Here is a 9,744-nt window from a genome sequence, read left to right on the forward strand (position 1 = left end):
AACACCGCCGCTCAGCGGCGGGGCCCGCGCCCGCGCCGGGCTGCCGGCCGCGCCGCGGCGCGGGCCTCGCCCGGGCGGGGCCGGACCGGCGTGAGGCTCAGCCCGGACCAGTGCGCCGGGTGGCGCAGCGCGGGTGGCAGCGTGGTGCGCCGGTCGCCGCGGGCCGCGTCGAGCTGCGACTGGTGCAGGAACAGCGCGCCGGACAGGTCCGCGCCGCGCAGGTCGGCGCCGCGCAGGTCCGCGCCGGTCAGGTCGGCCAGCCGCAGCCGCACACCCCGCAGGTCCGCGCCGATCAGGCACGCCCCGCGCAGGTTCGCCGCGACCAGGTCGGCCCCGCGCAGGTCGGCGCCGAGCAGCGCCGCGCCCCGCCGGTCGGCGCCGGCGTGACCGGCCCGGGCCAGCTCGCTGGCCCGCACCAGCAGCGGGTTCAGCCGCCCCCGGTACGCGTCGACGTCCACGGCGCGCAGCGCGTCGGGGCCGGCGGCGGTGCGGCGTCGGATCTCGTCCACGGCGGCGCGCAGCTCGTCGTGCAGCGCCCCGGCCGGGGTCAGCGCCAGCGCCTCGGTGAGGTACCAGAGCAGTTCGTGCAGCGGGCGGACGACGGCGAAGGTGGCGAACATGGCCGACGCGGTCGCCCGGTCGTCGCGCCAGTCCCGGCCGCCGAAGGTGACCTGGGTGACGTGCTGGCCGGCGCCGAAGCAGTCGAACACGGTGCAGCCGGGAAAGCCCCGCTCGCGCAGCTGCGGGTGGATGCCGCAGCGGGAGTCGGCGCGCAGGTTCGGGCAGGGCCGGCCGGCGGGCTTGTCCAGGGCGAAGTCGGCCGAGGCGGCGAAGGCCGGGGCGACGCAGCACAACCCGACGCAACGGGCGCAGTCGGCGCGCAGCTCGGCGCCGCCTCGGGGTGTTTCGGACACGCTGACCGGTCTCCCGCTGGTTGGTTCGTTTCCCGGCCGGGTCGCTCGGCCCGGCGTACCCATTGTCCGTCGGCGGCGGGACCGGTCTGCCCGGGGGAGGGTCCGGCGCCCGATCGGCCCGGCCGGGACGACCGGGTGTGGGCGGGGATCGGGGGCCGGGGGGGGGGGGGGGGGGGGGGGGGGGCCGGGCGGCGCGACGCCCGCTCCCCAGGAACGGGCGCCGCGCCGCTCCCGGTCAGAAGGCGAACAGTGCGCCGGTGCCGCGCAGCAGCAGGCACCGGTTGCTGTACGTCTCCGACCAGGCCACCGGCCGGTCCTGCCAGTACCCCCAGGCGTGGACCGTGACCGGCGCGTACTCGAAGGTGCAGGGGCCCGGGTCCACGGAGAGGGCGGTCAGGTCGCCGTTCACCTGGGCCAGGGTGCGGCAGGCGGTCGCCGCGTCGGGGTGGGTGCCACCGGTCGGGCCGCAGACCAGCACGGTGGAGCGGTCCTCGGCGGTGCCCGGCCGGTCGACGGCGAGCAGCAGCACCGACGGGCTCTGCGTACCGGATCGGGGCGCGGCCTGCGCGGCCTGGGGGAGCAGGGCGGTCGCGGTCAGGCCGGCGACGGTGAGGGCGGCGGCCGTGGCGGCGACGGTGGCGCGTCGGGCGAGGGGCATGCTGACGTCCTTCCGGTTGCGGACCCCGGGTGGGGGTCGGTGGACGGCCCGTCCGTCGTGTGGCCGGGCCGTCGAGAACCCTAGGTGGACGGTGTGAACGCGAAGCGTCACGAAGTGCTACACCGCCCGCCCCTCGGGGGACGTCACGTGTGACAACCTGCGCCGCGGCGCGCCGGAAGGGCTTCCGCGCGCCGCGACATGGTCTCCGGCCCGACCCATGAGTTGCGTCCGTGTTGCCGGACGATCCGCGCCCCGCCGTCCCTCCCGGCCGGGCCGCCGCAGCGACTCAGCCCGAACGCCAGTCGTCCGAGTGCAGGTGCGACCCGGCCTGCGGGCCCATCAGCAGCATGCCTCCGTCCACCGGCCAGGACGCCCCGGTCACGTACGCGGCGGCGGGCGAGGCGAGCAGCGCCACCACGGCGGCGACCTCCCGCGCGTCGCCGGGCCGGCCCACCGGCACGCCCGGGCGCTCCTCGGTGAACGGGTCGACGTCCTCCTGCCCGGTCATCGGGGTGCTGATCTCGCCGGGGGCGACCGCGTTGACGGTGATCCCGTCGGCGGCCAACTCCTGCGCCATGACCCGGGTGAGCAGGCCCAGGCCGCCCTTGGCCGCGCAGTACGCGGCCGAGCCGACCCGGGGAGCGTGCTCGTGCACGCTGGTGATGTTGACGATCCGGCCGCCCCGCCCGGCGGCCCGCATCCGCCGGGCCGCCCGCTGAGAGCAGAGGAACGGGCCGTCCAGGTCGACCGCCAGCACCTGCCGCCACTGCTCCCAGCCGGTCTCGACGAACGGGGCGGACTCGCCGACACCGGCGTTGTTCACCAGCACGCCGAGCCCGCCGAGCCGGTCGGCCAGCTCGTCGACGACGACGGCGGCGTCCGGCAGCCGGGTCAGGTCCAGCTCGGCGACCTCGCAGCGGCGGCCGAGGGCGCGGACCTCACCGGCGGTGCGCTCCGCGCCCTGCGGGTCGCCGTACCAGGTGATGCCGACGTCGAAGCCGGCCTCGGCGAGGGCGACCGCGCAGGCCTTGCCGATGCCGGAGTCCGCGCCGGTGACGAGGGCGATGTTCGGGTAGTTCTCGTAGCGTTGCGGCATACTCGCGCACTACCCCGCCCAGGCCACCCCAATCCCGGCAGGTGTGCCGACCGGCGCGCCGGGTAGCCCCAGGTCATGGAGCTGGTCGAGGAAGCGCCGTACCGGTTCCGCATCGACCGGCACGATCCGATGCGGGTACCCGGGGTGGTGTTCGCGTCCCGGTCGCTGCTGCCCGACGCCGGAGCGGACAAGTCGTTGGAGCAGGTCGCGCACGTGGCCACGCTGCCGGGCATCGTCGGCGCCTCGTACGCCATGCCCGACATCCACTGGGGGTACGGCTTCCCGATCGGTGGGGTGGCCGCCACCGACCTGGCCCACGGCGGCGTGGTCTCGCCCGGTGGGGTGGGCTTCGACATCTCCTGCGGGGTCCGGCTGCTCGCCGCCGACCTGCACCGCGACGAGCTGGACGGGACGCTGGGCGCGGTGATGGACGGCCTCGGCGCGGCCACGCCGCGCGGGATGGGCCGGGGCGCGGTGTGGCACCTGAACGGCCGGGCCGAGCTGGACGCGGTGCTGCGCGGCGGCTCCCGGTACGCGGTGGAGCGCGGCCACGGGGTGGAGCGCGACCTGACGCGGTGCGAGGACGCCGGGGCGGTCGACGACGCCGACCCGGCGCACGTCAGCGAGCGGGCGGTGCAACGGGGGCAGCAGCAGGTCGGCAGCCTCGGCTCCGGCAACCACTTCCTGGAGGTGCAGGCCGTCGAGGAGGTCTACGACGAGGACGTGGCCGCCGCGTTCGGGCTGCGGGCGGGGCAGGTCTGCGTCATGATCCACTCTGGGTCCCGGGGGCTGGGGCACCAGATCTGCACCGACCACGTTCGCACCATGGAGAAGTCCATGCCCCGTCACCAGATCCGGGTGCCCGACCGCCAGCTGGCGTGCGCGCCGGTGTCGTCCGCCGAGGGCCGGGCCTACCTGGGGGCGATGGCGGCCGCCGCCAACTACGCCCGGGCCAACCGGCAGCTGCTGGCCCACGCCGCCCGGCGGGTCTTCGCCGACCGCACCGGCCGCGACCTCGACCTGGTGTACGACGTGTCGCACAACCTGGCCAAGATCGAGACACACGAGGTGGACGGGGTCGACCGCCGGCTCTGCGTCCACCGCAAGGGCGCCACCCGGGCGCTGCCGCCCGGGCACGCCGAACTCCCCGACGACCTGCGCCCGGTCGGTCAGCCGGTGCTCATCCCCGGCTCGATGGGCACCCCGTCGTACGTGCTGGTCGGGGTGCCGGGGGCGCCCGCCTTCGCCTCCAGCTGTCACGGGGCGGGCCGGGTGCAGAGCCGGCGGCAGGCGGTCCGGGCGGCGCACGGCCAGGATCCGCGCCACGAGATCGAGGCGCACGACGTGGCGGTGCGGGGCGCGTCCCGGCGTGGGCTGGCCGAGGAGATGCCGGCGGCGTACAAGGACATCACGGCGGTGATCGAGGCGACCGTGGGGGCCGGGCTCTGCCGACCGGTGGCCCGGCTGGTTCCGATCGGTGTGGTGAAGGGCTGACCGGTCAGACGTCGACCGTGACGAGCGCGCGCCAACCCTCGTCGGTCGGGCCGAAGCGCAGCTCGTGCAGGGAGACGGCCTTCGGCACCGCGCCGACCAGTTCGACCGCGTCGGCGCCGACGGTGCGCCAGCGCACCCGCAGGCCGGCGTCGCCCGGCTCGACGGCGGTGGTCAGCGGTAGCGTGCCCTCGGTCTCCAACCGGAAGATCAGCTCATCGAGGACGGCGACCAGCAGGTCCTCGTCCGGGCCGGGCGGCACGTCGAACGTCGTGGACCCGTCGGCGCTCGCGCCGGCGGTGTCGGCGAAGGTCTGCACCAGCGCGGTGACCGCCTCGGCCAGGCAGCCGTCCCGGTCCGGTGCCCACGCCTCGATCCGCACGTCCGCGGTGTGCGGCACGCGGCGGTGACCGCGCACCGGTCGTCGTCCCATGCCCCGATCATGCCGCCCGGGCGGCTCGCCGTCGGCGGAACTGTCGCAACCGGACGCTACGGTGCCTGTCATGATCGCCGATGACGCGGACGCCCTGACCGTCACCTTCCACCGGATGATGCGCGCCGCCCTGCGCGCCGAGCAGCCGGGGGCGGACACCCTCGGCCGCACCGTCGAGCTGGCCCGCCACTGGGGCGCCGACCCCGACGACGACGCGCGGCTGGCCGCCGCGCTGCGCCGGCTGCACGGCGAGGAGCCGGACCTCGACGACGCCGGTCAGGTCGCCGCCGAGGCCACCGCGATCGGCGAGGTGTCCGGCCTGGTCACCCCGGGCTCGGCGCGCGGCAGGGCGATCGGCAAGTTCGCCGCCAACGCCCGTCGGCTGCGCCTGGGCGAGATCACCCGCGCCGAGTTCGACCAGATCATGGCGGAGGACGACGGGCCGAGGAGCAGCTGACGGCAGGTCGGCGCGGGGCAGCGCCGCCGGCCGGTTCCGCCTAGGGTCGACCGGTGCGGATCACCAAGTACACCCACGCCTGTGTCCGGCTCGAACGCGACGGCCGGGTGCTGGTCGTCGACCCGGGCACCTGGAGCGAACCGGCCGCCCTCGCCGGCGCCGACGCCGTCCTGGTCACCCACGAGCACACCGACCACATCGACGTGCTGCGGCTGGCCGGCCTCGGCGTGCCCGTCTTCGTCCCCGACGGCGCCGAGCTGCCGGCCCTCGCCGCGCTGCCGGTGACCCGGGTGCGGGCCGGGCAGCGGTTCACCGCGGCCGGCTTCGCGGTCACCGCCACGGGCGGCCGGCACGCCACCATCCACGACGGCCAGCCGGACTGCGCCAACCTCGGGTACGTCGTGGACGACGAGGTCTACCACCCGGGCGACTCCCTGCACCTGCCCGGGCAGCCGGTGCGGACGTTGCTGGTGCCGGCTCAGGCGTCGTGGCTGAAGCTGACCGAGGCGATCGACTTCGCCCGCGCGGTCGGTGCGGCGGAGACGCACCCGATCCACGACGCGCAGCTCAACGACCGCGGGCTGGACAGCGTCAACGGCTGGTTCGCCGAGACGGTGGGGGAGGGCTACCGCTACCTGGCGCCCGGCGAGACGGCCTGACCCGGCCGCCGGACGGGCACGTCGAAGCCGGGCGCCTCGGCGGTCAGCACCGCCGTGCGCGCCTCGACCCGCCACCGGTCCGCCAGCTCCGCGGCGAGCTCCGCCAGCAGCGCCGGCACGTCCCGGCCGGCCGAGTCGTGCAACGCCTCGGCCACCACCAGGACGCTGCCGGTCGCGTCGCGCACCGCCGACCAGCCGCTCTGCCGGTGGGTCCAACGCCGCGAGTGCGCCCGCCCCGCCCCGTCGGCGAAGACCACCTCGCCGGGCTCCGGGTGCTCGACCTCGCCGGCGAGGGTCACGTACTCCTCCGCGCCGATGGCGGGCCGGACGGTCAGGTCGCCGTCGACGCGCGTCACGTCCAGCACCGCCACCGGGATCGCGTACGCCAGCGAGACCGCGTTGCAGAGGTCGACCAGCGGGTGCAGCCGGGGCAGCTCCCCGTCCCGGCGGAACCGGCGCAGCAGCGACTCGGCGGCGCACCGGTAGCGGGTCGGCGGCAACCCCATCGCGGCGAAGGCGCGCCGCCACGCCCGGATCTCCGGAAAACCGCTCTCGGCGCCGCCGGCCAACCGCTGCCGCGCCCGGCCGGCGAAGTCCGCGACCCCGTCGTCCACCGCGACGCCCGCGGTGATGCCGTCGGCGGTCAGCACGCCGGCGACCAGCGTCGGATGGGCCGCCCGGACGGCGGCGGCGTGATGGAAACGCATGGCACTCCTACCTCTCGGCGAACAGCAGGGAGACCCCGAGCGCGACGAACGACCCGGCGAAGGCGCGGCGCAGCCAGTCGGTCAGCCGGGGCCGGGCCAGCACCCGGTCGCGGACCGTGCCGGCGAAGCCGCCGTACAGCGCGAACACCACGAAGGTGACCAGCATGAACACGGCGCCGTGGGCGAGCATCCGGGCGGACCCGCCGGGCCCGCCCGCCGGTACGAACTGCGGCAGGAACGCCACGAAGAACAGCGTCGGCTTGGGATTGAGCAGGTTGACCAGCACCGCCGACAGGATCACCCGGTGCGCCGGGCGGGCGGCGGTGTCGGCGCCCGCGAAACCCGAGCGGTCCCGCCAGGTCGACCAGGCCAGATACAGCAGATAGCCGACGCCGAGGTACTGGACCAGCCGGAACGCCGGGGCGCTGGCGTGCAGCAGCGCGGCGAGGCCGGTGCACGCCGCGGCCAGGTGCGGCACGACGGCCACCGTGCAGCCGAACGCGGCGACCAGCCCGGCCCGGCGTCCGCGGGACAGCCCGGCGGAGAGGGTGTAGACGACCCCGGTGCCCGGGGTGGCGACCACGACCAGCGTGGCCAGCAGGAACGCGATGCTCACGGGATCCACCCTCCTGCCACAATGGTCCGATGGACAGGGCCAAAGCCAGCCCGCCCGACGGGTCCATAACCGCCGGATCGGACTTCCTCCAGCTCGACGTCGGCGCCGCCCCGCCCGGCGGCCGGGCCGACTGGCTCGCCGGGCGGCTGCGCGCCGCCATCGCCGACGGCCGCATCCCGCTGGGCGGGCGGCTGCCCGCCAGCCGGGTTCTCGCCGACGAGCTCGGGGTGTCCCGGGGCGTGGTCACCGAGGCGTACCAGCGGCTGACCGAGGAGGGGCAGGTCGCCGGCCGGGGCCGCGCCGGCACGGTCGTGGTCGCCGCCCCGGCCACCCCGCCGGCGGCCCCGGTCACAGCGGTTACGCCACCGCCGGAGGCGCTCTTCGGGCCCGCCCCCGGCACCGAGGTCTTCGAGGCGCTGCGGGCGGTGCCGGCGCGGATCGACCTGTCGCCCGGCGTACCCGATCTGGCGGCCTTCCCGCGCGCGGCCTGGCTGCGGGCCGAACGCGCGGTGCTGCGCCGCCTCGACGCCGCCGCCCTCGGCTACGGCGACCCGCGCGGCGCGCCCGCGCTGCGGCTCGCGGTCGCCCAGCGGCTGTCCCGGACCCGGGGGATGCGGGTGGCACTCGACGAGGTGGTCGTGGTGGCCGGGGTGTCCCAGGCCCTGGGGCTGCTCGCCCAGGTCCTGCACGCCGACGGCGTGCACACCGTCGCGGTCGAGGACCCGGGCTCGCTCGGCGTACGCCAGCACCTGCGCAACTGGTCGCTGGCCACCCCGCCGGTGGCGGTCGACGCGCACGGGCTGCGGGTCGGGGACCTGGCCGCCGCCGGTCATCCCGCCGTCCTGCTCACCCCGGCCCACCAGTTCCCGACCGGCGTGGTGCTGCACGGCGACCGTCGCCGCCGCCTCCTCGACTGGGCCCGGCAGGGCGGGCTGGTCCTGGAGGACGACTACGACGCCGAGCACCGGTACGACCGCCCGCCCGTGCCCGCCCTGCGCGGGGCGCTGCCCGAGCGGGTCTGCTACACCGGCAGCGTCTCCAAGCTGCTCGCCCCGGCGCTGCGGGTCGGCTGGGTGCTGGTGCCGCCACGCCACCTCGACGCCCTGGTGGCGGCGAAGCGGATGGCGGACCTGGGCAACGCCACCCTGCCCCAGCTGGTGCTCGCCGAACTGATGACCTCCGGTGACCTGGACCGGCACCTGCGGCTGCTGCGCCGCCGGCACGTCCGCCGCCGGGACGCCATGATCCGGGCGATCGGGGCGTACCTGCCCGGGGCCACGGTGCACGGTGCGGCGGCCGGGCTGCACCTGACCGTCACCTTCGCCGGCGACGTGCCCGACGGGGCACTGGCCGCCGCCGCGCTGCGCCGGGGCGTCAAGACCCAGCCGCTGTCGTGGCACGCGCAGCGCCCGTACCCGCCCGGGCTCGTCCTGGGCTACGCGGCGAACACCCCGGGCGAGATCGACGAGGGCATCGCCACCGTCGCGGAGGCGCTGCGCGAGAGCTGAGACCCCGGGGTCGACCGGTGTCCGGAGCACGACAGCTCCGCCGGCGGCGTGCCGACCCCCGGTGCGGGTGGACATCGACCATCCTGGACGCCGTGGTCAACTCCGACACCACCCCGCCCACCTGGGTCCGCCGGATCCGTCAGGGCGCCGTCGCGCTCGTCGCCTTCGTGCTCGGCATGTTCGAGGACGTCTTCGCCGGGTCCCTGCAGTTGCGAGGGGTGGCCCTCGTCGCCGCACTCGCCGGGCTCGTCGTCGCGCTCGCGCTGGCCGCGCTCTGGCTGCGTCAGCGCCCCGGCTCACTGCTCGCCCGGGCGACCCTGTGGGCCGGGCTCGCGCTGGCCTTCGCCGGCGCGCTGGTGGCCGTCGCCCAACCCCGGTGGGCCGCCCCCGCCACCCTCGCCGCCGCCGCGGTGACCGCCGCCACCCTGCTCATCCCCGCGCGGCAGGACGCGCTGCGGCTGCTGGCCGGGGCCGCCTTCGTCGCCACCGGGGTCGCGCTGGCGGCACCCGGCGTCGCGGGCCTCGCCACGTCCGGCGACGTGGCGCTCTCCGTCGCCCGCCTCTGCTTCGGCCTCGGCGCGGCGGCGGTCGGGCTGGGCCTGATCGCCGATCTGGGCGCCCTGCTGGCGACGGCCGGCCTGGGCGTCGGTCTGATGATCACCGGGCTGGGGCTGCTCATCGTGCTCAACGGACACCTGCTGTTCGGGCTGCCCGTCATGCTGGTGGGGCTGGCCGGCACCGCCGCGCTGCTGGCCTTCCTCGCCCGCCGCGAGGTGCTGGTCGGGTTGACGCTCGTCGCCGGCGCGCCGGGCTTCGTCGGGTGGGGCGTTTCCCACATCGCCCTCGACGATGTCGTCGTCGGGGCGGCGCTCATCGTCCTGGCGGTCATGCTGGCGATCTCCGGGATCGCACTCATCGCCCGCCGCGACATCCTGGGCCGGGTCGCGCTGATCGGCGCCGGGTTGGCCGTCGCGGGTGCCGGGCTGGCCAACATCGGCAACGGTGACGTGCTGCTCGGCATGGGCGGCGTCGGCAGCGGAGCCGCCATCGCCGCGACCATGGGCCGCACGCTGACCGAGGGGAGCACCGCCGACGGGGTGCGCGGCTGGTGGCGACGCATCACCGAGGACCGGCACGCGTCACCAGGCCCGGGCGCGGTGCTCACACCGTCCGGGTCAGCGGCGCCGTTTGCGGGATCGTCGGAC

The 9,744-nt window shown here is 76.6% G+C and carries 11 protein-coding genes; 5 read left to right on the forward strand and 6 right to left on the reverse strand.

Going from position 1 to position 9,744, the window contains the following annotated elements:
• Nucleotides 1-11 precede the first annotated feature (11 nt).
• The 3 genes from ACSNN7_RS21265 to ACSNN7_RS21275 form a co-directional block, all read right to left on the reverse strand.
• Entirely contained in the window at nt 12-914 is a 903-nt protein-coding gene (locus tag ACSNN7_RS21265; protein ID WP_436682697.1) for a pentapeptide repeat-containing protein, read from the reverse strand.
• Between the two features lie 235 nt (nt 915-1,149).
• The gene (locus ACSNN7_RS21270) at nt 1,150-1,572 is read right to left on the reverse strand and encodes an SSI family serine proteinase inhibitor (RefSeq protein ID WP_436682698.1); all 423 of its coding nucleotides are present in this window, start codon (nt 1,570-1,572) and stop codon (nt 1,150-1,152) included.
• Nucleotides 1,573-1,858: 286 nt separating this feature from the next.
• Nucleotides 1,859-2,668, reverse strand: a complete 810-nt coding sequence (locus ACSNN7_RS21275) for an SDR family oxidoreductase (protein WP_436682699.1) — start codon at nt 2,666-2,668, stop codon at nt 1,859-1,861.
• A gap of 75 nt (nt 2,669-2,743) precedes the next feature.
• Between ACSNN7_RS21275 and ACSNN7_RS21280 the strand changes: the two genes are divergently transcribed.
• Nucleotides 2,744-4,162: an RtcB family protein gene (locus ACSNN7_RS21280; RefSeq protein WP_436682700.1), complete on the forward strand. Its 1,419-nt coding sequence runs from the start codon at nt 2,744-2,746 to the stop codon at nt 4,160-4,162.
• A 4-nt stretch (nt 4,163-4,166) separates the two neighbouring features.
• Here the strand turns inward: ACSNN7_RS21280 and ACSNN7_RS21285 are convergent, their stop codons facing one another.
• Nucleotides 4,167-4,592, reverse strand: a complete 426-nt coding sequence (locus ACSNN7_RS21285; protein WP_436682701.1) for an archease — start codon at nt 4,590-4,592, stop codon at nt 4,167-4,169.
• Between the two features lie 70 nt (nt 4,593-4,662).
• Between ACSNN7_RS21285 and ACSNN7_RS21290 the strand changes: the two genes are divergently transcribed.
• Together ACSNN7_RS21290 and ACSNN7_RS21295 are read left to right on the forward strand one after the other, a co-directional pair.
• Nucleotides 4,663-5,049, forward strand: coding sequence for a hypothetical protein (locus ACSNN7_RS21290; RefSeq protein ID WP_436682702.1), 387 nt, complete (start codon nt 4,663-4,665; stop codon nt 5,047-5,049).
• Nucleotides 5,050-5,102: 53 nt separating this feature from the next.
• The gene (locus ACSNN7_RS21295) at nt 5,103-5,708 is read left to right on the forward strand and encodes an MBL fold metallo-hydrolase (protein ID WP_436682703.1); all 606 of its coding nucleotides are present in this window, start codon (nt 5,103-5,105) and stop codon (nt 5,706-5,708) included.
• Here the strand turns inward: ACSNN7_RS21295 and ACSNN7_RS21300 are convergent.
• The gene (locus ACSNN7_RS21300; protein ID WP_436682704.1) at nt 5,681-6,415 is read right to left on the reverse strand and encodes a B3/B4 domain-containing protein; all 735 of its coding nucleotides are present in this window, start codon (nt 6,413-6,415) and stop codon (nt 5,681-5,683) included. The two genes, ACSNN7_RS21295 and ACSNN7_RS21300, sit on opposite strands and share 28 nt — an antisense overlap.
• A gap of 7 nt (nt 6,416-6,422) precedes the next feature.
• Nucleotides 6,423-7,031, reverse strand: a complete 609-nt coding sequence (locus tag ACSNN7_RS21305) for a LysE family translocator (protein ID WP_436682705.1) — start codon at nt 7,029-7,031, stop codon at nt 6,423-6,425.
• Between the two features lie 29 nt (nt 7,032-7,060).
• Between ACSNN7_RS21305 and ACSNN7_RS21310 the strand changes: the two genes are divergently transcribed.
• Nucleotides 7,061-8,539 carry a PLP-dependent aminotransferase family protein gene (locus tag ACSNN7_RS21310; protein ID WP_436682706.1) on the forward strand — a complete coding sequence of 493 codons (1,479 nt, stop codon included), beginning with the start codon at nt 7,061-7,063 and terminating at the stop codon, nt 8,537-8,539.
• A gap of 92 nt (nt 8,540-8,631) precedes the next feature.
• Nucleotides 8,632-9,744: hypothetical protein (locus ACSNN7_RS21315; RefSeq protein ID WP_436682707.1), on the forward strand; the 1,113-nt coding region annotated here is incomplete at its 3' end.

The organism is Micromonospora sp. URMC 105 (assembly GCF_051386295.1).
Classification (GTDB): Bacteria; Actinomycetota; Actinomycetes; order Mycobacteriales; family Micromonosporaceae; genus Micromonospora.

What these genes read in the sequence shown, in the direction of transcription:
- ACSNN7_RS21270 (WP_436682698.1), bottom strand. Translation starts at nt 1,572, where the DNA reads ATGCCCCTCGCCCGACGCGCCACCGTCGCCGCCACGGCCGCCGCCCTC.
- ACSNN7_RS21275 (WP_436682699.1), bottom strand. Translation starts at nt 2,668, where the DNA reads ATGCCGCAACGCTACGAGAACTACCCGAACATCGCCCTCGTCACCGGC.
- ACSNN7_RS21280 (WP_436682700.1), top strand. Translation starts at nt 2,744, where the DNA reads ATGGAGCTGGTCGAGGAAGCGCCGTACCGGTTCCGCATCGACCGGCAC.
- ACSNN7_RS21285 (WP_436682701.1), bottom strand. Translation starts at nt 4,592, where the DNA reads ATGGGACGACGACCGGTGCGCGGTCACCGCCGCGTGCCGCACACCGCG.
- ACSNN7_RS21290 (WP_436682702.1), top strand. Translation starts at nt 4,663, where the DNA reads ATGATCGCCGATGACGCGGACGCCCTGACCGTCACCTTCCACCGGATG.
- ACSNN7_RS21300 (WP_436682704.1), bottom strand. Translation starts at nt 6,415, where the DNA reads ATGCGTTTCCATCACGCCGCCGCCGTCCGGGCGGCCCATCCGACGCTG.
- ACSNN7_RS21310 (WP_436682706.1), top strand. Translation starts at nt 7,061, where the DNA reads ATGGACAGGGCCAAAGCCAGCCCGCCCGACGGGTCCATAACCGCCGGA.